At 41.2% G+C, this 22,559-nt stretch carries 19 protein-coding genes; 14 read left to right on the top strand and 5 right to left on the bottom strand.

Translation table 11 applies throughout. The features are described 5' to 3' along the window. Positions 1-162 precede the first annotated feature (162 nt). The 7 genes from rpsL (at position 163) to TOL9009_RS0117365 (ending at position 7,303) form a co-directional block, all read left to right on the top strand. The gene (gene rpsL, locus TOL9009_RS0117400; RefSeq protein ID WP_029633917.1) at positions 163-546 is read left to right on the top strand and encodes a 30S ribosomal protein S12; all 384 of its coding nucleotides are present in this window, start codon (positions 163-165) and stop codon (positions 544-546) included. 397 nt (positions 547-943) lie between these two features. After that, complete coding sequence (rpsG, locus tag TOL9009_RS0117395) at positions 944-1,414, top strand: 30S ribosomal protein S7 (RefSeq protein WP_029633916.1); 471 nt, start codon at positions 944-946, stop codon at positions 1,412-1,414. Between the two features lie 182 nt (positions 1,415-1,596). Continuing rightward, positions 1,597-3,675 (top strand): elongation factor G, encoded by a 2,079-nt coding sequence (gene fusA / locus TOL9009_RS0117390; protein WP_029633915.1) that lies wholly within the window; start codon positions 1,597-1,599, stop codon positions 3,673-3,675. Between the two features lie 24 nt (positions 3,676-3,699). Then, complete coding sequence (tuf, locus tag TOL9009_RS0117385) at positions 3,700-4,929, top strand: elongation factor Tu (protein WP_029633914.1); 1,230 nt, start codon at positions 3,700-3,702, stop codon at positions 4,927-4,929. Positions 4,930-5,033: 104 nt separating this feature from the next. After that, a complete protein-coding gene (rpsJ, locus tag TOL9009_RS0117380) occupies positions 5,034-5,351 on the top strand; it encodes a 30S ribosomal protein S10 (protein ID WP_008232935.1) in 318 nt (105 codons plus the stop codon). A gap of 238 nt (positions 5,352-5,589) precedes the next feature. Continuing rightward, positions 5,590-6,237 (top strand): LON peptidase substrate-binding domain-containing protein, encoded by a 648-nt coding sequence (locus tag TOL9009_RS0117375; RefSeq protein ID WP_029633913.1) that lies wholly within the window; start codon positions 5,590-5,592, stop codon positions 6,235-6,237. A 721-nt stretch (positions 6,238-6,958) separates the two neighbouring features. Continuing rightward, positions 6,959-7,303, top strand: coding sequence for a hypothetical protein (locus TOL9009_RS0117365; RefSeq protein ID WP_029633912.1), 345 nt, complete (start codon positions 6,959-6,961; stop codon positions 7,301-7,303). Positions 7,304-7,482: 179 nt separating this feature from the next. Here TOL9009_RS0117365 and mutL read toward each other — a convergent pair whose 3' ends face one another. Then, a complete protein-coding gene (gene mutL / locus TOL9009_RS0117360) occupies positions 7,483-9,186 on the bottom strand; it encodes a DNA mismatch repair endonuclease MutL (RefSeq protein ID WP_029633911.1) in 1,704 nt (567 codons plus the stop codon). 670 nt (positions 9,187-9,856) lie between these two features. Here mutL and TOL9009_RS44560 point away from each other — a divergent pair. Then, entirely contained in the window at positions 9,857-11,554 is a 1,698-nt protein-coding gene (locus TOL9009_RS44560) for a hypothetical protein (RefSeq protein ID WP_051502935.1), read from the top strand. 102 nt (positions 11,555-11,656) lie between these two features. Here the strand turns inward: TOL9009_RS44560 and TOL9009_RS0117350 are convergent, their stop codons facing one another. Continuing rightward, positions 11,657-12,703 (bottom strand): adenosine deaminase, encoded by a 1,047-nt coding sequence (locus TOL9009_RS0117350; protein WP_029633910.1) that lies wholly within the window; start codon positions 12,701-12,703, stop codon positions 11,657-11,659. Between the two features lie 382 nt (positions 12,704-13,085). Here TOL9009_RS0117350 and TOL9009_RS0117345 point away from each other — a divergent pair, with 382 nt between their 5' ends. Continuing rightward, positions 13,086-14,258 (top strand): glutamate carboxypeptidase, encoded by a 1,173-nt coding sequence (locus tag TOL9009_RS0117345; RefSeq protein WP_260675914.1) that lies wholly within the window; start codon positions 13,086-13,088, stop codon positions 14,256-14,258. Here TOL9009_RS0117345 and TOL9009_RS39545 read toward each other — a convergent pair. Together TOL9009_RS39545 and TOL9009_RS47425 are read right to left on the bottom strand one after the other, a co-directional pair. Then, positions 14,235-16,022 (bottom strand): hybrid sensor histidine kinase/response regulator, encoded by a 1,788-nt coding sequence (locus TOL9009_RS39545; RefSeq protein WP_084763370.1) that lies wholly within the window; start codon positions 16,020-16,022, stop codon positions 14,235-14,237. The two genes, TOL9009_RS0117345 and TOL9009_RS39545, sit on opposite strands and share 24 nt — an antisense overlap. Before the next feature lie 199 nt (positions 16,023-16,221). Next, on the bottom strand, positions 16,222-16,359 hold the full coding sequence (locus tag TOL9009_RS47425) for a hypothetical protein (protein ID WP_186227587.1): 138 nt from the start codon (positions 16,357-16,359) through the stop codon (positions 16,222-16,224). A gap of 433 nt (positions 16,360-16,792) precedes the next feature. Between TOL9009_RS47425 and TOL9009_RS0117330 the strand changes: the two genes are divergently transcribed. The 5 genes from TOL9009_RS0117330 to TOL9009_RS0117310 all read left to right on the top strand — a co-directional run bounded on the left by TOL9009_RS0117330 (position 16,793) and on the right by TOL9009_RS0117310 (position 21,961). After that, complete coding sequence (locus TOL9009_RS0117330; RefSeq protein WP_029633908.1) at positions 16,793-18,136, top strand: adenylosuccinate synthase; 1,344 nt, start codon at positions 16,793-16,795, stop codon at positions 18,134-18,136. A 147-nt stretch (positions 18,137-18,283) separates the two neighbouring features. Then, positions 18,284-18,883: a 50S ribosomal protein L25/general stress protein Ctc gene (locus TOL9009_RS0117325; protein WP_029633907.1), complete on the top strand. Its 600-nt coding sequence runs from the start codon at positions 18,284-18,286 to the stop codon at positions 18,881-18,883. 94 nt (positions 18,884-18,977) lie between these two features. Beyond that, the gene (locus tag TOL9009_RS0117320; RefSeq protein WP_029633906.1) at positions 18,978-20,519 is read left to right on the top strand and encodes a bifunctional aminoglycoside phosphotransferase/ATP-binding protein; all 1,542 of its coding nucleotides are present in this window, start codon (positions 18,978-18,980) and stop codon (positions 20,517-20,519) included. Positions 20,520-20,529: 10 nt separating this feature from the next. Next, positions 20,530-21,039, top strand: a complete 510-nt coding sequence (locus tag TOL9009_RS0117315; protein ID WP_029633905.1) for a hypothetical protein — start codon at positions 20,530-20,532, stop codon at positions 21,037-21,039. A gap of 130 nt (positions 21,040-21,169) precedes the next feature. Continuing rightward, on the top strand, positions 21,170-21,961 hold the full coding sequence (locus tag TOL9009_RS0117310; protein WP_029633904.1) for a YdcF family protein: 792 nt from the start codon (positions 21,170-21,172) through the stop codon (positions 21,959-21,961). Positions 21,962-22,198: 237 nt separating this feature from the next. Here the strand turns inward: TOL9009_RS0117310 and TOL9009_RS0117300 are convergent, their stop codons facing one another. Next, positions 22,199-22,381 (bottom strand): hypothetical protein, encoded by a 183-nt coding sequence (locus tag TOL9009_RS0117300; RefSeq protein ID WP_029633903.1) that lies wholly within the window; start codon positions 22,379-22,381, stop codon positions 22,199-22,201. Positions 22,382-22,559: the final 178 nt, after the last annotated feature.

Here is a 22,559-nt window from a genome sequence, read left to right as displayed (position 1 = left end):
TGCCCCATGCCCCATGCCCAATGCCCCATGCCCCATGCCCAATGCCCCATGCCCAATGCCCCATGCCCAAAAACAAATATTTGACACAAAACCCGTAGAAAACGATATAATAGGGATTTGTTGAAAACTTAGACCTTAAAGCAGCTTCACGCGCTGTAACTCATGCCAACTATACAGCAGCTCATCCGAACTGAACGCGAAAAAGCGCGTCAGAAAACCAAGTCCCCAGCTCTAAAGCAATGCCCTCAACGGCGGGGCGTTTGTACCAGGGTATACACGACTACACCGAAAAAACCTAACTCAGCTCTACGCAAAGTAGCAAGGGTACGACTTACTTCGGGATTTGAAGTCACAGCTTACATTCCCGGAATTGGTCACAACTTGCAAGAGCACTCCGTTGTGATGATTCGTGGGGGTCGGGTTAAGGACTTACCAGGCGTGAGATACCACATTATTCGTGGCACCTTAGATACAGCCGGAGTCAAAGACCGCAAGCAAGGTCGTTCCAAATACGGAACCAAACGTCCGAAACCAGCGAAAAAATAAAATGAATGATAGTTAATTAATCGCTTTTTATGCGATTAATTGCTTCATCAAGTTGTATGGTGCCAAAAAACGGTTAACGTTAATGTAGACGTAAAGCAGCTTCCCCAAGGGTATGCTCCTTTGCTGGAGGCTTGCTCACAAACGGCAGCAATCAGAGATGCTAGCTAGTTTCGCTTAAATCAAGTTAAATTGGTAAAGCTTCCACCTACACGCGCTACGTGCAGGAATTTTTGAGAATGCTGTTAGCGACAGCAGCATCTTAATTTTGAGATTAAGGTATATAATATTGTCGCCTTGTTGTGTCAAGTTTTGGGCAACAAGTTAAGTTCAAGGAGCGTCGCTGCGATCGCATGTAACGCACATAATCTGGTTCGCAAATCCGAAGTAAGGGTAAAGTATGTCTCGTCGTGGTGTTATTAAAAAGCGCCCAGTTCCGTCTGACTCAGTGTATAACAGTCGTCTTGTTAGCATGATAATTCGACGGATAATGCGTCATGGCAAGAAATCACTTGCCGCACGGATTGTTTATGAAGCGTTGAAAACAATTGAGGAACGCACTGGTGCGAATGCTTTAGAAACCTTTGAAAGAGCAGTGCGAAATGCAACGCCTTTAGTAGAAGTAAAAGCGCGTCGGGTTGGTGGAGCAACCTACCAAGTACCGATGGAAGTACGTAACGACCGGGGTACCACCCTCGCATTGCGCTGGCTGGTACAGTTTTCCAGAGCTAGACCCGGACGGACAATGGCAAGCAGACTGGCAAATGAATTAATGGATGCTGCCAACGAAACCGGAAACGCTATTCGCAAACGCGAAGAAACGCACCGGATGGCTGAAGCTAACAAAGCTTTTGCTCACTATCGTTACTAAAAGGCATTTTGATCTGTCAGACGTGGCAGAATGCCTAAATTACGTAGAGAATCGGTATATCGCCAGGAAAAAAGCGATATATCGAGGATTTCTATAAAAAAAGGCGGTTTTCCGTAAAAGTATAGAAACTTAACCAAGTGTAATATACAAGATATCATGAGGCGAAAACTTAGGAGGCAACTGTGGCACGTACGATCCCACTAGAGAGAGTACGCAATATTGGGATTGCGGCGCATATAGATGCGGGCAAGACAACAACAACAGAGAGAATATTGTTTTACTCTGGAATTATTCACAAAATCGGCGAAGTCCATGAAGGAACAGCCGTAACAGACTGGATGGAACAAGAGCGGGAGCGGGGAATTACCATCACTGCCGCTGCGATTACAACCAGTTGGAAAGATCATCAAATAAACATCATCGATACACCGGGTCACGTTGACTTCACAATTGAAGTTGAACGTTCCATGCGCGTGTTGGATGGTGTAATTGCAGTATTTTGTTCAGTGGGCGGCGTGCAACCGCAGTCAGAGACAGTGTGGCGGCAAGCAGACCGTTACAAAGTGCCTCGGATCGCCTTTATCAACAAAATGGATCGCACAGGAGCGAACTTTTATCGAGTTCACGACCAGATGCGCGATCGCCTGCGAGCAAATGCGATCGCCATTCAACTGCCCATCGGTGCCGAAAACGACTTTAAAGGCATTATTGACTTAGTGCAGATGCGTGCACATATCTACAATAATGACCAGGGAACAGATATCGAAGAAACCGATATCCCCGCCGATATGCAAGAAAAGGCGCAAGAATACCGCGTCAAGTTAGTGGAAGCAGTGTCAGAAACCGATGACAATCTGATGAGTAAGTACTTCGAGGGCGAAGAACTGACAACAGATGAAATCAGTACGGCACTGCGTAAAGGCACAGTTGCAGGTAAAATTGTCCCAGTACTTTGTGGTTCAGCCTTCAAAAACAAAGGCGTGCAGCTGATGTTGGATGCGGTTGTAGATTACCTACCAGCACCAAGCGAAGTACCGCCAATTCAAGGTTTACTGCTGAATGGTGAAACTGTTGAGCGTCATGCTGATGACAACGAACCCTTATCGGCTCTGGCATTCAAGATTATGGCTGACCCTTACGGTCGCCTCACATTTGTTCGCGTTTATTCTGGTGTGTTGAAAAAGGGTAGCTACGTCCTCAACGCTACTAAGAATAAAAAAGAACGGATTTCCCGCTTAGTTCTGATGAAGGCAGATGACCGACAAGATGTCGATGAACTGCGAGCGGGTGATTTGGGAGCAGCTCTAGGATTGAAAGACACCTTGACAGGTGACACGATATGTGATGAAGGTTCACCAGTAATTCTGGAATCTTTGTTTATTCCTGAGCCTGTCATCTCGGTAGCGGTTGAACCCAAAACCAAGAATGACATGGACAAGTTGTCCAAGGCTTTGCAATCTCTCTCAGAAGAAGATCCCACCTTCCGTGTCCGCGTCGATCCGGAAACCAACCAAACCGTGATTGCAGGGATGGGAGAGTTACACCTAGAAATTCTTGTAGACCGCATGTTGCGAGAATTTAAGGTGGAAGCGAATGTCGGCGCGCCGCAAGTAGCTTACCGCGAAACCATCCGTAAAGGTGTCAAGGAAGTAGAAGGCAAGTTTATCCGTCAGAGTGGTGGTAAAGGTCAATACGGTCACGTTGTGATCAATTTAGAACCCGGAGAACCAGGAACTGGCTTTGAATTCGTCTCCAAGATTGTTGGTGGTACCGTACCCAAAGAGTACATCGGACCTGCCGAACAGGGAATGAAAGAAAGCTGTGAAAGCGGTGTTATCGCTGGATATCCATTAATTGATGTAAAAGCAACATTGATTCATGGTTCTTACCACGATGTAGACTCGTCGGAAATGGCTTTCAAAATCGCTGGCTCAATGGCGATGAAAGAGGCTGTGATGAAAGCTTCACCCGTCCTGTTAGAGCCTATGATGAAAGTTGAGGTAGAAGTTCCCGAAAACTACCTTGGAGATGTTATGGGCGACCTTAATTCCCGTCGCGGGCAAATTGAGGGGATGGGATCTGAGCAGGGAATTGCCAAAGTAACTGCTAAAGTACCATTAGCAGAAATGTTTGGCTACGCTACTGATATTCGGTCTAAAACCCAAGGTCGGGGCATCTTCTCAATGGAGTTTAGCCGTTACGAAGAAGTGCCTCGCAACGTGGCTGAGGCAATCATCGCTAAAAGCAAAGGGAACGCTTAACTTAGATAAAGGAAACGAGGATTAATGGCACGCGCAAAGTTTGAAAGGAATAAACCCCACATAAATATAGGTACTGTTGGACACGTTGACCACGGTAAAACTACGTTAACGGCAGCTATCACCATGACCTTAGCAGCTAACGGTCAAGCCGTGGCTAAGGGTTACGATCAAATCGATAACGCACCCGAAGAAAAGGCACGGGGTATTACAATTAATACCGCTCACGTTGAATACGAAACCGGAAATCGTCACTATGCCCACGTAGACTGTCCCGGACACGCTGACTATGTCAAGAACATGATCACCGGTGCGGCACAGATGGATGGAGGCATCCTCGTAGTAGCTGCTACCGATGGTCCAATGCCCCAAACCCGCGAACACATTCTGTTGGCAAAGCAGGTCGGTGTACCCAGCTTGGTTGTCTTCTTGAACAAAGAAGACTTGATGGATGATCCAGAACTCTTGGAACTAGTAGAACTAGAACTGAGAGAATTGCTTACCAGCTATGATTTCCCTGGTGACGACATCCCCATCATCAAAGGTTCTGGTCTGCAAGCTCTCGACGCAATGACCAAGAATCCCAAGACCCAACGGGGTGAAAATGAGTGGGTAGATAAAATCTATGAGCTAATGGACGCTGTAGATTCCTTTATCCCCACTCCAGAGCGAGATATCGATAAGCCTTTCTTGATGGCGATTGAAGACGTATTCTCCATCACAGGTCGGGGTACTGTTGCCACTGGTCGGATTGAACGTGGTATAGTCAAAGTCGGCGATAACGTCGAACTAGTGGGTATCAGAGATACTCGCGCCACTACCGTAACTGGTATTGAGATGTTCAAGAAGAGTCTTGACCAAGGTATGGCTGGGGATAACGCCGGTGTACTACTGCGGGGTATTCAGAAGACTGATATTGAACGCGGTATGGTGCTAGCAAAACCCGGTTCGATTACTCCCCACACCCAATTTGAAGGTGAAGTGTACATACTGACAGAAAAAGAAGGTGGTCGCAAGACTCCATTTTTCCCTGGCTATCGTCCTCAATTTTATGTGCGGACAACAGACGTAACCGGCACAATTACAGCATTCACTGCCGATGATGGTAGCGATGCAGAAATGACAATGCCCGGAGACCGCATTAAAATGAGTGTGGAATTAATCAACGCGATCGCTATTGAACAAGGTATGCGCTTCGCTATTCGTGAAGGTGGTCGCACTATCGGTGCGGGTGTCGTATCTAAAATTCTCAAGTAACACTTTTGTAATTTAATCAAAATATGGAGCAGAGATGGTATAATTCCTCTCTGCTCCTTTCTCTGACCTCAATTAATCTCAAATCTGAACCTGGACAACTAAAGATGGCTACTCTACAACAGCAAAAAATTAGAATTCGCTTACAGGCTTTTGACCGTCGGTTATTGGATACATCTTGCGAGAAGATTGTAGACACAGCTAATCGGACTAACGCTACAGCCATAGGACCGATTCCTTTACCAACAAAACGCAGGATATATTGCGTATTGCGATCGCCTCACGTCGATAAAGACTCACGGGAACACTTTGAAACTCGCACCCATCGTCGCATTATTGACATTTATCAGCCTTCTTCTAAAACTATTGATGCTTTGATGAAACTTGATTTGCCATCTGGTGTAGATATTGAAGTCAAATTATAAATGGATAGTAGGGCATGGGGCATAGTCCAAAGAAAGACGTCTAACTTCTTTTTATTCCCATTGCCCAATTCCCATTGCCCAATGCCCAACATTGTTTAGTATAAATATCTACATAGCCCTGAAGAAATATGTCTCAGGGCTTTTTATTTAGCTAGAAAACAGATGATAGAATGTAAGTAATAAACGGGAAAAGCAAAAAATAATATCTTTAAAAGATTAAACTTATACTAAGGTAACAATGACATCTTCTTCTAAAATTGCGGTTCGCGAACTACCTCTGTTCCCGTTACCCGAAGTAGTTCTATTTCCTACCAGACCATTACCACTCCATATTTTTGAATTTCGCTACAGAATCATGATGAACACGATTCTGGAGAGCGATCGCAGGTTTGGTGTTTTGATGTTTGATCAAGCAAAAGGAGCGATCGCAAATGTTGGCTGCTGTGCGGAAATTATTCATTACCAACGGCTACCAGATGACCGGATGAAGATGCTAACTTTAGGACAGCAAAGATTTCGCGTCTTAGAATATGTCAGAGAAAAGCCATATCGTGTTGGTTTAGTAGAGTGGATTGAAGACCAACCACCAAGCAAAGATTTACGTCCTTTAGCAACAGATGTAGAACAACTGCTGCGAGATGTTATACGGCTATCATCTAAGTTGACCGAACAAAATATCGAACTGCCAGAAGATTTGCCAGACTTGCCAATAGAATTATCTTACTGGGTAGCGAGTAATCTTTATGGTGTAGCCCCAGAACAACAGTTATTGTTAGAAATGCAAGACACCGCAGATCGCTTAGAACGCGAAGCAGAAATTTTGACTTCTACTCGCAATCATCTTGCGGCTCGTACTGTTCTCAAAGACACCTTTAATGATAAATAATTAGTCAATGTTCAACAGTCAACAGTCAAAGTGTCTTTAGACTAATGACTGTTAAATATAAAATATACGTTTGTCGTTTGACAAATTAATATCCATAAAAATAAATCCTTTCAACCCTTGCAACACAAGGGTTTTGTTGTTTGTAGACTTTTTACAATGATTTTTATTATCTTTTGGGGGATGTTTTATTTTTTGGAAGTCCCTTACAACGAACAATTATATGATGTCCGCTTGATTACTTACGCTCACCCCAAGAACCCCACCCCGCCAAAGCGTAGCTTTGTCTCCCCTCCCCGCTTGCGGGGAGGGGTTGGGGGTGGGGTACAATGACTGTGGGAATCATAGCTAATTATCCGGACTTGATATTAAGCATTTGAAATCATCTTGCCGGTTGAAGCCAAACATCTCGGTGCAATGCCTAGCTCCCTCAAATCCCCTCATCGGGTAAAAATGTAAATTTGAAGTCTTCTTGAAAACTAAAACCCTTCATCAGGCATTTTTCTAGTAACAAATACTGAATTTAAGTACTCTATTATACAAAAAATCTATTTTGCTGCCAATATTTTTTATGGCAGCAAAAAAACAGCTATTTTTTAAAGATTTGCTAAAAATTGCTCTTTTAACCTTGACAATTAATCTATTGACCTCTCTTAAATTGACGTTTATCACTGAAATATGGACAATAAACACTGAGAAATCGGTTTGAGAAGTGAGGTATAAAATGATTAACAAATTAATGGTTAAGTTCGCAGCAACAGCAGGAACCGTAGCTGTTGGATTAGCAGCAATTGCAGCTCCTGCTCTTGCTAATTCATGGACATTTGTGGTTGAAAATGCGGGAGATGCAAAAATTCAGAGAATTGAAGCTGCCGAAGTAGGTAGCGCAAACTGGCGTAAGTTTAGTGATAGTGCAATAAATACTGGAGGAAAAATTACTCTTGAATGGGATTCTTCGACGAACAATACAAGCTGCGTTTGGAAATTACGTGCGATTTATGCTGATGGTCCCTCCGAAGCTGCAAGTTTTAATTTCTGCGAGGAAACAGAAATTGTATTTGAGAATTAAATCGAATTATACAGACATTAATATCATGTCCGTTTAATTAACAGTAACAAAAACATCGTAACCGTCGTAGAGACGTTCCGCCGGAACGTCTTTACAGTATGTGTAATTTTTCAACACGGTCAAATTATTTGGCAATCTACATCACTGGTATCCGCATTCATTTGTCGGGTATCTAAGAATCAAATTCCGTGACTCTTGCCAATTACCCAATTACGTCGGAAAAACCGCGCTAGGTCTGATTCTTCCAAAGATAGATAAATCGGGCGTCCGTGGGGACAGGTACGCGGGTTGCGGGTACGTTGCCAATCATCTAATAGTGTCTGCATTTCTGGTAAAGTTAGGGGTGTACCGTTGCGAATTGCACTACGACAGGCTACAGCTACTTGCGCTGTTTGTAAGTCACCACCCCAACTAAGCTCTAAAATAGCTTCAGCACAATCGTCTCTTTGCTGTAAAAGTGCAGGTAGGTTACGAACTGCCCAAAGTTGTTCCCCAAAAGGTTCTATATCTATATTGATGCGTTGTAGTTGGGAAACTTGCGGCGGCGACAATTGATATAAAATAATTGCGGGTTCCACGGGAACAAGCTGCCAATTATCGTATAATTGCTCATACAAAACTCGCTCATGAGCAATATGTTGTTCTACTAACCACATTCCACCGGGATGTTCAACAACTATATAAGTGTTGCTAACTTGAGCAACAGCTTTGAGAGAATTAAGCGGCTTATTTTCCTCTTCAGAATTAGGACGTTTTACATGATAACCTCCTTTTTCTTCTGCGGCTTTAATTAATTTACTAACTCGTGTTGTGTGAACTGCTTCTTTGATATTGACAGAATCGATGCGAAGTGCTTGTTCAATGGCGCTAGATATTTGTTCTTGCCAATAGCTTAATTCATTGAGGTAAATTTCCGTTTTTGCGGGATTGCGGTTCCAGTTGATTTGATCTGGGGAAATATAAAGATGTAAAAAACAGATTGGATAGCGATCGCGTGGTAATGTTCTGTGAAATCCTGCAAAAATCGTTTGCTCTAATTCTGGCGATTTTACCATACGTCCGTTGATCGCTACACGCACCCAATCTGGACGATGACGATGACAGCGATCGGGCAATCCGATAACTAATGAGAGTGAGGAGTTAGCAGTAGAGACGCGATTAATCGCGTCTTTACAAGAATTAGGAGGGTTAGGTAATTCTAATTTTAGTTCTTGTAAATCGCCTTGTTTAACTTGATGTAAAATTTGCGGTAACAGTTTTCCCGTTGTGGCAGCTGGTGAAAGAGTGAACCATTCACGGTCATTTTGCCAAACTTGCCAGGTAACATGAGGATGACATAAGGCGATTTGATAAATCAAGGCTTGCACTGCTTTCATTTGAATAGCTGTGCTTGGCAAACCTTGACGACGAGTTAAGCAATTTCCGAATAAATTGGATATTGTGACAATTGTACCAGGTGCGATCGCTGTTGCTTCCACTACGACAGGTTCCCCGCCATAGCCATATACAACTCTGAATCCACCACTTGCAGAATTTGCCGGACGACTTAAAATTTCTAAATCTGCCAAAGTCGTCAAACTGTGTAACGCTTCACCCCGAAATCCTAAACTGTTAATTTGCCACAAATCTGCACAAGAGCGAATTTTACTGGTACTGTGTGCCGATGCTGCTTGTTGTAAGTCATCCAAATTCATTCCACAACCATTATCTGCTACGCGCACCCGCCACTGCTGCGCCCATACAGAAACTACAATCCGCGTTGCACCTGCATCTAGGGAATTTTCTATCAATTCCCGCACCACAGAAGCTAGAGAGTCAATAACCTCTCCGGCTGTAATGAGGTATACTACCTCCGTTGGTAAAGTTTGAATTGTAGAAGACATAAATTACAGTGTAAGCGAGTTGCCAAGCACTGAATAGAATAATAAAATTTCTTTACAATCATTACCCACTGTACAAATTTACGATCTTGTGAATTAAGGCGCATTTCGTCGTTTCAAGCTTTTATCAATTAACCTTTGCTCAATAGCGATCGCTCAGAACTGCAAGAGTTTGTAAACCAACACACTTAATCAAACTTTTGTCAATGTGTAAGTCCTGTTTATTAGCCCTTTCAAGGTGAGCATATGTACTATCCAATTTTTAACCGTATTTCAGGCATTGACTGCAATTGAAGAAATAAATTATGGATCAACTCCAAATTTTTGGACTGTAAATTAAGCGATGGCAATCGCCAAAATACCGAAATTGGGTGAAAAATATTATTTATTTCATAGTACAAACGTTCACCTTGAAAGGGCTGGTCCTAATATCTAGCCCTTTCAAGGTGAGCATATGTACTATCCAATTTTTAACCGTATTTCAGGCATTGACTGCAATTGAAGAAATAAATTATGGATAAACTCCAAATTTTTGGACTGTAAATTAAGCGATCGCAATCGCCAAAATACCGAAATTGGGTGAAAAATATTATTTATTTCATAGTACAAACGTTCACCTTGAAAGGGCTGGTCCTGTTTATCAAGAACGGTAAATTAACAAAACACAAAAAAGATGTTATTAATCGAACGTTTTCACAAAAGATTACTAAACTCAACTAAAAAAATCGATTACTTATTTGTCTTTATTATTGGGGTTGCTCCAATTTTTTTATCAATCATATTAGGTATTTGGGAACCAGAAATAATAAATGGTGTGACTTATGGAGGTTATAAAGTACAATGGAATTTTCATAGTCATACTTTTGTACTACCATTAAGTTTGTTTTTGCTAAGGTTCATCGGTGATAAGCTTTTCGGTGTCAATGTAGAAACTGATGATAAAAAACGAGAAAAACGAGTTCCTATCCTAACTCTTTTTAATAACAATGCTATTAAAGATAAAATACATAATAAATTAAAAAAAATCGCATTAAATCCCAGAATATTTTTATTGGTTTTGTTTTGTGATTTAATTTTTCATCACTTTGAGAAAACACTCTTGTCAAATGATGTTATTAAAATCTTAGCATATAAAAACAAGGAACACAAAACTATCTATTCTGAATGTGTGTATACATTTGCTCATTTAGGTCAATTTATAATCTTTTTTATAGCTCTTAGAGCAATCTTTTTACTACTGTTTCATAATATTTTTTATCTAAAGTTAATCTATCAAAAAAATCGACATCTCAAACACAAGATTGGAGATGACTTAGATCCTAATTATCTTACTCGCCACATTGTTTTAGATTTTGATGATCCTAACCACCGTTTTGGGTTAAAATCAATAACTGAAATTTTTAATATACAACTCTTTGTATTATTTTCTGCTGGTGTTTTTTCATTATTTAGTCGCTTTTCAGGCGTTAAGCCAATTGACTCTAAAATGCTTGTTCCTGAGAGTTTTTCTGAGAAAGACCTGGGTGATTCTTTAAAATTTTTGTGGACTCAGTTGTATTCTCCATTGGGACAGTATATAGTAGTGCTATTGTGGGTATTCACATTTTTTGTAGTTTTATTGCCACTCTTTGTAAAATTTCTCCCTTTTTTCTCAACCAAGGTAATAGCTGAAGGATGGACGATCAGTAGTTATTTACAAGAATTCATAGCCGACGACAAAAAATATCCACTGAAGACTGACGATCAGGTTAAGATTGTTGCCAGCAAGTTTGCATGGAACGCATTCTGGCCAACTGGTGATGATCCGGCTAGATGGACTTTCATCTATGTATTTTTTATATTTTTCCTTATACTGTTTCCGCTTCGGCTTAATTGGATATATGGAACCTTTTACCTTGGTATAATAGCGTTAATAGCGGTTGTTTTAGCGGAGATATTTCTTAATGTTTACAGATGGTTTTTAGGGCATGTGGATAATAAACTTGTTAAAAGAAGAAATGACATAAAACCTGGAGATAACATCGTGGTAAATCAAAGTGGGAATATCGGCATAGGTAACATGAGTGGTGGTGAAATTAAAGGAAATGCACAAGTTGGTGGACAGATAAATAATAATGCGCCACAGCAGGATTTAATTGCTGCCCCAACAGAAATTCAGCAACTCTTAAAACAACTCTCAGAAAAATACCCGACTAAAACTACAGCAGAACTGGCAGTAGAAGCTATAAATCGCATTGAAAGTGATCCTGATTGGAAACAGCGAGTGATCAACGCTGCCAGAGAAGGAGGACTAGCTGCCTTTGAGAAAGTTCTGGATAATCCTGTAGGCGCTTTCATTACCGGAGCTATAAAAGGTTGGCTGAAAGAGTAGAACAGGTGGATTGATTTGTAGCCGCTCAGGGGGGTGGAGAAGGAAGAGGCGTAAACGCCGGAGTTGGTTTATTTACGCCGTGCTGTACTAGGGTGTAAGTGCTTAATTATCCCGCATCGATAAAGCTTTCATAGGTTCAGGTTTGAGCAACCCATTTAACAATGATGCCGGACGTTGACGGTAGGGCCAAGCAAAAGCATGACGGAAAGCTGCATCTTGACAAGCTTGTAACTGTTGGAAGTTGATAATGTCGTAAGTTAAGAGATTTTCATACTCAAAGGGTAAACGCACGTTATGCAAACCGGCGTTATCAGTACAAATAGCGATATCTACTCCCGCGTCAAAACATCGGTCAAAAACTACCTTGAGTTGACGTATATCCTCTAAAGTACCAGTTTTTAAGTATGTTGTCGGGCAAACCTCCAAACACTGCCCACGTCGAGCTACATCTTTAAGTAACTCTGGATACAAGAGCGGAATTTGGATGCCGTGACCAATCCGCATTAGATAAGGTAATAATTCTGGATAACAGCCAGCCGTGGTTTCATAAAGGTGTCCGGTGGTTTTGACATTCAGCGATCGCGCATAATTATACAAACTAATCCACTCATCCAAGCGATCGGCATAATAGCTATCACCACCAGCAACATCTATTCCACAGATATACTTGGTATTTTGCGCTGCTAAATCCACAATTGCCTTATTTACCTCATAAGGTAAGCGCGAATGCATACAAAGTATTTGGCTAGTCACAATCGGATATTCTTGTAATTTACTGGCACGTCCGACAATTTCCACAATTTCCGCCATTTGGTCAATTCTCTTCGATTGACTTAGATGCTTTGGTGTGCGGAGATAAGGAGTATAGCGCAGTTCCAGATAAGCCAAATTCTCAAAAATATAAGCACCCCGCATCAGACGATAGATAAAGTAGGGCAAACTTTCGGCATTCTGCACGCTTTCAACTAAGGTGTGCAATTCCAGATATTCATCTAACGTGCTGCGCGATCGCGTGAAAAACTCTTCAAAAGCCGAATAGTCAGCAAACCGTGAAAGTAAATCTGACGAATTGCGTTCTAGGTATCGCCACAGAACGCGGGGTACAACCGAACCGCCCAGATGTCTATGCAATTCAGCGTATAAAGCCATAATGGTCTTTTCCCGGAAAATTTCTGAAAAAGTTTAATAATATTAACAATAACAAATAAAAACGTAATCGATAGGAGTAATTATTTTTAATAAGGCTAAATATAAGACGGGTAAAGAAAACTAGATATCCGGAAAAAACCTTACTACTGATTACTTTTTGTACTTATTTAGTTAATTTACTGATTTAGCGGTATTAATTTGTCTATGTAAAAAACCACAGACTCAAAACTGTAGTATATTTTTGATTACTGAATGATCGATTGTAATAAAAGTGATTCTTCGCGCTAGAAACAGTTTGTTAACTATAACTTTGTTGTGTGTAATTGTTATAATCTTTTTTCTATTTTCAACATTAGATTTTGCTGTCGCGGTTCGCAATCCGGTGCTATATGAAAAAGCACTTATTGCGAAATCTGAGTTTGTCACTCAACTTGAACCTCTTGTTAATATTGATTCTGGAACATGTAATTCAGAGGGAATTAAATCTGGGACATGTCATGCAGAGGGAATTACCAAAGTCGAAAACCTAGTAATTGAGCAACTTAAGTTAGTCGGAGCGCAAATCGAAACAACAAAAGCGACTCCTAGTGTTGGACGAAACATTCTGGCAACGATTAAAGGAACTGGCAAAGCTAATATTTTACTGCTTGCTCATACAGATACTGTTTTCAAAGAAGGAACCGTTGCTCAACGTCCATTTAAAATTGTGGGTAATAAGGCTTACGGTCCCGGTGTTATGGACGACAAGGGAGGAATTATTCTCGGTATCGAAGCATTGAAAATTTTGAAAGAAATGAATTTTCAAAACTTTGGAAAAATCACTTTTTTAATTAATCCAGATGAAGAAAAAGGGTCGCGTGGATCGCGAGATTTAATTAAAGAAGTCGCAAAACAACACGATTATGCTTTAGTTTTAGAATTTGGTTCGCCACAAGATAAAATTACCTCATGGCGTAAAGGAATTGGTCAGTATGGATTTGAAATCAAAGGTCGAGCTGCTCATGCAGGTGCAGAACCAGAAAAAGGCTGTAATGCTCTGTTAGAAGCAGCACATCAAACCCTGAATGCGAGTAAACTCGGCAATTCTAGCAAACAGACAACTGTTAATTTTACTGTTTTGAGTGCTGGCGATCGCCTGAATATAATTCCCGATTTTGCCAAAGTTCAAGCTGATGTGCGGGTACTAGAAGCTGAAGAGTTTGATCGGCTTGAACGCGACTTTAGGCAGATATCGCAAAACAAACTTTTATCATGTACTGAAGTCAAAGTCATTTCAGAACGAGGAAGACCACCATTTCCACCTAATTCAAAAACTAATGCGTTAGTCAAAAAAGCTCAAGCTATTTACCGAGAAATTGCCCTGAATCTGGGAGTTGAAGGTAGTGGTGGTGGTACGGATGGTAACTACGCTGCTGCTGTTGGTACAGCTACTTTAGATGCACTTGGTCCTGTAGGTGGTGGTGCCCATAGTGCGGATGAATACATAGAATTGGAACGGATCGCTCCTCGTATTTATCTACTGGCTAAGTTGTTAATGGATTTGGCAGCGAGTTGAGTTGATCGCTTGCAATAATTCTCTAGCTGTGCATGGTTTGGATAAAAATCCTTTTACACCTGTGCCGGCGGATTCGGCAATATTTTGATTTGATAACAAACCGCTCATGGCAATAATTTTCACATGAGGATTGATTTTTTGTAGAGTGCGGATAGCGATCGCACCATCCATCCAAGGCATCATCATATCCAGCAATACTACACTAATTTCTTGCTGATGTTGAGCATAAATTGCTACAGCTTCAACACCATCACTGGCAGTTAGCACTTGGTAATTATATGTTTCTAAAGTTGATTTAGTCAGATCGCGAATTGCAGCTTCATCATCCACCACCAAAATTAATTCACCATTTCCCGTAAGTGGTTCTAGTTCTTCAAAAGGCGGATCGATTTCCACTTTGGTGGAAGAAGGTAAGTAAATCTGAAATTGCGTTCCCTTATTAACTTCACTGTATAAATTAACAAATCCACCGTGGTTTTTAATAATGCCCAGTGCTGTGGAAAGTCCTAAACCTGTACCTTTACCCACCTCTTTAGTAGTGAAAAAAGGCTCAAAAATTCGCTCTTGAATTGCCTGCGGTATCCCTATACCTGTATCCGCAATGGTGATAGCAACATAAGAACCCACTTGAGCGTCAATATGCATTTTGGCATAGTATTCATCAATGAGGATATTTTCTGCGGAAATCGTCATTATACCACCGTCGGGCATGGCATCGCGGGCGTTGACAACTAAGTTCATCAGCACTTGATGCAGTTGGGTGGCGTTTCCGTGTACATGCCAAATATTGTCTGATATGTATGTATGGCAGGTGATTGATTTAGAAAAAGTTCCGGTGATAATGTCTTCAATTTCTGTTAGCAAAGACTTAACTTTAACAGTTGTCTGTCTGCATTCAATTCCGCGTGCAAAAGACAAGATTTGTCTAACTAAATTTGCTCCGCGTTTGACATTATTTTCTAACATTTTTAGCAAATGTTCGCTTTGCGGATCGGACAATTTCATCTGCAATAAAGGAACTGCTAATAAAATCGGTGCTAACACATTGTTGAGGTCGTGGGCAATACCACCAGCTAAAGTGCCGATACATTCCAAGCGTTGCGATCGCAAAAGTTCTGCTTCTAGTTGTTTCTTTTGCGTAATTTCTGTATTAACAATTAAAATTGATTGAGGTTGTCCAAATTCATCACGTACCAAAGTCCATCGGCTTTCTACTAGAATCTCATCACCATTTTTTTGTACTTGTTTTAATTCACCTTGCCAGTAACCGTTTTTAATCACAGTTAAAAGTGCTGATTCTGGGTGTGGTAAATCTTCATACAAAAGCGCTAAAGCATCTTTACCAATAACTTCCTCAACTTTCCAACCATACAAAACTTCTGCACTTTTATTCCAGAATAAAATCTGGTTTTGGATATTTTTTACGAAAATTGCGTCAGTTGCCACATCCAGCAACGCTGCTTGTTCGCGGATTTTATGTTCTGCTTGTTTCAGTTGGCTGATGTAATGTATAAGCAATTTATACAGGAGCGCAAAGAGCGCAAAATCTGCACTCTTGCTGATAAAAAATTGAGCGATCGCCTTTATAGTCCCATAAAATTGTCTTTCTGGCAATTTCCTGTTTGTCTCTTTACGAAACAATTTAGGCAACATTTGCTTTGATAACTTTTGTCTTAACTCAATGTCGAGAACTAGCATTTGAATATTATTTGTCATTTGCTTATCTCTAGGAGATATAATTGACTGCCGAACGGCTTCAAACATTTCGATTTGTGATTCTCTGAATGTTGAGTCTTGAGATAATTTGCGGATCAAGTAAAGAAATGAGGCTGCTATTTTCCGGATAATCTTTTTAAGGAGGGGGAAAGGGGAAAGGAAAAAAGGGGAAAGGAAAAAACACCCATCCAATTTCTTCCCCTTTACCCCTTCCCCTTTTCCCTTTACCCTTCTTCATAAATGGCAATCATGTGCATCTGTAGCGATCGCGTAACCAGTCAGCGAAATTAAGTGCATCTTTGAGTGTAGTTCTAGCACTTATTGGGGGAAAGGGAAAAGGGAAAAGGAAAAGAATTATTACCAATGCCCCATGCCCATTGCCCATTGCCCCATGCCCAATTTTCAAGGCTTAAAGAATTTAATAGCAATTTCAACATTCAGAAAAATGTCACCTGAGTTACATTTAATCAAAATTGGTTTATTTGATTAAGCTACTGTTTGATTCTCTAAGATGGTATTTAGCACACTTTTCTCTTGGAAATTTCTGGCTTTAATTTGATACATATATTGCCAGATAACAACTTGACAATTTTAATATAAATTAATAGTTCTCAGTAAGTATAAACTAAGTTTAGTTGATAATTTTACAAAAATTAAGATGAAACTCATAATTCATCGCTAATAACTGATAAATCCCTTGTAGTTGCTCTCAACGAATTAGTCACTTTTTCGGAAAATACGATTAAAGAACCTTGACATTAGCCACATAATCTGTTGATAATTAGAGTTTGTGAAAACTTTAGTTCTTTAATAAACGCTTGGCTAACGTCATTGTGATAGGCGCCCAGTGGGGCGATGAAGGAAAAGGTAAAATAACAGACTTACTCAGTCGCTCCGCAAACGTTGTTGTACGTTACCAAGGGGGTGTCAATGCTGGACACACGATTGTAGTTAACAACCAAACCTTTAAATTGCACTTAATTCCCTCTGGTATTTTGTACCCAGATACCGAGTGCATAATTGGCTGCGGAACGGTAATCGATCCACAGGTTCTCATCGAAGAACTGGATCAACTTGAAAAACTAAATATATCTACTCGCAATCTGCTGATTTCTGAGACGGCTCATGTAACGATGCCTTACCATAGATTGATTGACTCCGCATCGGAAGAACGACGGGGAAATCACAAAATCGGCACAACAGGTAGGGGTATTGGTCCAACTTATGCTGACAAATCTGAGCGTATTGGGATCAGAATGTTAGATTTGATGGACAAAACCGGGTTGCGCGAACAGTTGGAGTGGACGATTAATTATAAAAACGTCATTCTCGAAAAGCTTTATAATTTGCCGCCCCTAAATACCCAAGAGGTGATAGACCAGTATTTGGGATATGCAGAACGGTTGGGACCTTACGTAGTTGATACCTCATTAAAAATATACGATGCGGTGCTACGACGGCGCAATATTTTGTTTGAAGGAGCGCAAGGTACGCTTCTCGATTTAGATCATGGAACTTATCCTTATGTAACATCCTCCAACCCCGTAGCTGGGGGGGCTTGCGTTGGTACAGGGCTAGGACCGACAATGATAGACCGAGTAATTGGGGTATCGAAAGCCTATACCACCAGAGTAGGAGAAGGACCATTCCCCACCGAACTAGACGGAAAAATGGGAGAATTGTTATGCGATCGCGGTGCCGAATTTGGCACAACCACCGGACGCAAACGTCGCTGCGGTTGGTTTGATGCTGTTATCGGTCGCTACGCCGCTAGAATTAACGGTATGGACTGTCTAGCGATTACCAAACTTGATGTCCTCGACGAATTAGAGGAAATCAATGTTTGTGTCGCTTATGAAATAGATGGTGAACGTTGCGATCACTTCCCTTCTAGCGCTCGTCAATTTGCACGCTGTCGCCCCATTTATAAAACAATGCCGGGATGGAAAGTGTCAACAAGTGATTGCCGCACTCTCGAAGATTTGCCAGTTGCCGCACTGGACTATCTAAAATTCTTAGCAGAATTAATCCAAGTCCCCATCGCGATCGTCTCCCTCGGAGCCAGCCGCGATCAAACTATCATCGTAGAAGACCCAATTCACGGTCCCAAACGCGCATTATTGCACACTGACGGCACACCAGCTACTTTGCTTAGTGCGTAATGGTTAGTGGTTAGTGGTTAGTGGTTAGTGGATAGTAGTTAGTAGTAAATCTTAACAACCAACAACAATCAACCAACAACCAACAACCATCAACCATCAACCATCAACTAACAACCATCAACTAACAACCATCCACTAACAACTTTTATGGATCTCACAATTGAATGTCAAAAGCGCCTAGAAGGCAGCAAACCCAAGGCTTTGCGCCGTTCGGGGCAAGTTCCGGCGAATTTATACGGTCACAAAGGTACAGAGTCTATCTCTTTAACCATTGATGCCAAAACTGTTGAACGCTTGCTGAAAAAAGGTTCAGTCAACAACACGTTGATTGATTTGAAAATTACTGATATTCCTTGGCAAGGCAAAACTTTGTTGCGGGAAGTTCAGATTCATCCAGTAAAACGCACCCCCTTCCACCTCAGCTTTTTTGCGGTAGCGGGTCACGGTCCGACTACAGTAGAAGTACCACTGCACTTTGTCGGAGAAGCGATCGGTGTTAAACAAGAAGGTGGTATGTTAGACACCGTGTTTAACCAATTGCAAGTCAGTTGCGAACCAGAAAATATCCCCGAAGCAATTGAAGTTGATGTTTCTAACCTGAAAGTTGGGGACAGCTTGCAGATCCATCAGCTTTCATTGCCCCAAGGTGTGACAGCTTTAGCTGAACCAGAGCAACTTGTTGTGAGCGTTTTACCACCGCAAGTCTCGGCTGAAACTGAGTCTACAGACACTGAAACTCAGCCTTAAGCTAAGTGAAGTATATAATAGTTGTCGATGATACCAGGAGTTAACTCCTGGTTTTTTTGTGTTTGAATTGCCAACTCACCAAGGACGCTAAAAAATGACAGTTTCTGTTCCAGCTTTGATTGAGCAAATGTTACAACCTGGGTTTTATCCTCATGCGGTAACAGAACCAATTCAACTGATTCAAACACACATTTCTTATGTGCTGCTAACTGGGGATTATGCTTATAAAGTGAAAAAGCCGATGAATTTTGGCTTTTTAGACTTTTCAACTTTGGAAAAACGGCAGCATTTTACTCAAGAAGAGTTGCGGCTAAATCAGCGGGGAGCAGCAGAACTGTATTTAGAAGTTTTGCCTATAACTTTGACGGATAATCAATATTATCTGGGAGGAACGGGAGAAGCTGTAGAATATGTGTTGAAAATGCGGCAATTCCCTCAAGAGACTTTATTTAGCGCCCTATTTGAGCAGGGTAAGTTGAATGAAACAGATTTGGAACACTTGGGACAAGTTGTAGCTGAGTATCATGCCAAAACTGAGACTAGCGATCGCATTCGCAGTTTTGGGGAAGTTGCTCAAGTTCGAGAAGCGTTTGATGAGAATTACGAGCAAAGTGAAAAATATATCGGTGGTCCTCAAACGCAGACACAATTTGACGAAACAAAGCTATATACAGATAACTTTTTTCGCGATCGCACCGAACTGTTTAAAAGTCGCATCGCTAATAACTTCATTCGAGAATGTCACGGAGACTTGCACTTAAGAAATATTGCTTTGTGGCAAGATAAAATTTTACTCTTCGATTGCATTGAGTTTAATGAACCGTTTCGCTTTGTTGATGTCATGTTCGACATCGCATATGCTGTGATGAATCTCGAAGCAGAGCAGCGACAAGATTTGAGTAATGCGTACTTAAATACTTATGTAGAGCAAACTGGTGATTGGGAAGGGTTACAGGTACTACCAATATATTTAAACCGTCAAGCGTATGTCAGGGCAAAGGTGACATCATTTTTGTTAGACGATCCAGGTGTTCCCGCAACCGTTAAGGAAGAGGCAGCAAAAACCGCAGCTCAGTATTACAAACTGGCTTGGCATTATACTAAACCCAAGCAAGGGCAATTAATATTGATGTCGGGGTTGTCGGGTTCTGGTAAAAGTACCACAGCGCGGTTATTATCACGTCAGCTAGGAGCAATTCTCATTCGTTCGGATGCAGTGCGGAAACATTTGGCGGGAATTCCACTTTTAGAACGGGGTGGAGATGATTTGTATACACCTGAGATGACCCAGAAAACTTATGCTCGTTTGTTATCTCTGGGAATTCTATTGGCAAATCAAGGTTATACAGTGATTTTGGATGCCAAATATGATAAACAACAACTGCGACAAGAAGCGATCGCCCAAGCTAATAAACACCAACTTCCGCTACAAATTATCCAATGCACTGCACCAGTAGATGTTTTGGAACAACGGTTGCGCGATCGCACTGGTGATATTGCCGATGCCACAGTTGATTTATTACAATCACAACTTAACTCGGCTGAACCCTTCACCGAAGAAGAAAAACCCTACCTGAAAATTTTGGATACAACTCAACCACAACAGGCACAATTAAAAGAAGTAATTCGCCAATAGATTTAAGCTTATGGCACCAAAAAAGAACGACTTCGGCGGTCTGATTACCATCTCTCAAGCTTTCTTTTCTCAACTCGTCTTTGGATTATTTTTATCACTCATATTTTCCATGACGGGCGCACCATCATCCCTAAGTATCTTCTTGGGTATAGTGGGGGGTATAGCATTAGGCGGGTTGACAACAGCAACTAGAACTAGTCCTCAAGCTCCTACTTTAGGTTCAGCTGAAGGCATTGATGCCGGATTGAAATACTGGTTATTTTTTCTACTTGGTTTTTTGGTTTTGCGATATCCAGCACCGATCAGTGTTTTGTTGAGCGCATTAGGTGGTTTAGGGGGGGGCTGGATTATTGCTTGGTGGGAAGCCTCAGAAGAAACTAAAACTCAATTAGCTGCTGAAGGGGCAGAAGATGATCAAGGAGAACTTCTAAACGAAAGGGCTATCAAACGGAAACGCAGACCCACTCGCCGTTTCCGTCGCTCTCGTGAAGGTTTCAATTTTAAGTTTTGGGAAAGGTAATAATTGGGGAATGGGGCATGGGGCATCGGGCATAGGGCATAGGGTATGGAAAAATCTCCCATTGCCCATTACCCATTACCCATTGCCCATTGCCCAATGCCCAATGCCCAATGCCCAATGCCCTATTATTATGTTTTTATATCTTTCTAAGTTATTACCGCTATTTTTTTACCCGCTAGGGTTAGCTTGCATTTTTTTGCTGTTTTCACTTCTTCTGTTGTGGAAAAGACCCCGCATGGCAGCGATGGCGATCGCATTCGCATTAACTATATTACTAGTTTCTAGTAATGCTTGGGTTTCTCACTCTTTGGTGCGATCGCTTGAATGGCAAAATCTCCCACTTGCGGAAATACCTCCTTCTGACGCAATTGTGGTTTTGGGTGGTGCAACTAAATCAGCGATTCCGCCACGTCCAGGTGTAGATTTAAATGAAGCAGGCGATCGCGTCATTTACGCAGCTCAACTTTATCGCCAAAAAAAAGCCCCCATAATTATTCTCAGTGGTGGTCGGATCGATTGGCGTGGTAGCGGTTCTTCAGAATCAGGGGATATGGCAACAATTCTTACTTCTATTGGTATACCAAAAGAGGCAATTGTCCAAGAACCTGACTCTCTCAATACTCATGAAAATGCCGTAAATGTCAAGAAAATTGTTGCGGCTCGTGGGATTCGTCGGGTATTGTTAGTTACTTCGGCAATGCATATGCCGCGATCGCTACTTATATTTAAGCGTCAAGGAATTGATGCTATTCCTGCACCCACTGATTTTATCGTCAGTCAAGGCGAAATAAATGAACTCGCCAGCACTCCCAAAGCCGCTATTTTAAACTTGTTTCCTGAAAGTGAGAATTTGCAGCAATTTACCAGCGCTCTAAAAGAGTACATTGGTACTGTTGTTTATCGTTTACGCGGTTGGCTTTGAGAATACTTTTAAACAAACCTGTCAAATCAGATGTTAATAGAAGAAATTAAATTATCTGATACGCAAGCGTTTACATATTTCAAAAAATATTTAGCTATTTTAACCCGCCTAATCGCGGGTTTTGTTTGTATAGCCCCAGACTTCCAGTCTGAGGGCGATTCAGAACTAATAGTATTTATGTACTATTAGTTCTCGTTTACGTGGTTGGCTTTGAGAATATTTTTTAGAGGAAAGTTTTTAGCTGTTGCGATCGCTTGTTTCTTCTATTGATTGGTTGTCTTGTGAAGTTAAATCGGATAAGTTTGCTTTTTGTTCCCAGGAGTAATTACATATTTTGCTCTGAATCAATGTACCTAATGTCAAATTAATGACAACCGCCACTGAATCGGTAAAAACCATGTCTATAGCTTGGTTAAACATAATTTTTCGTGAAGTAAGTTTTTTAGTTGTAGTTGTACGTAAAAATTACTTCACAAGCCGAACTGCCTTTTTCCGATAAAAATTAAAATTTCACCTCAGAATTTACACTTATTTTTATAAAAAATTGCTGCTTGAGTGCGATCGCGTAGCAAATCAATCACGGATATTATTTTACACC

The sequence above is a fragment of the [Scytonema hofmanni] UTEX 2349 genome (assembly GCF_000582685.1).
GTDB classification, from domain to species: domain Bacteria; phylum Cyanobacteriota; class Cyanobacteriia; order Cyanobacteriales; family Nostocaceae; genus Hassallia; species Hassallia hofmanni.
The sequence above is the reverse complement of the archived record's forward strand: the minus strand, read 5'-3'. Positions and strand labels throughout refer to the sequence as shown.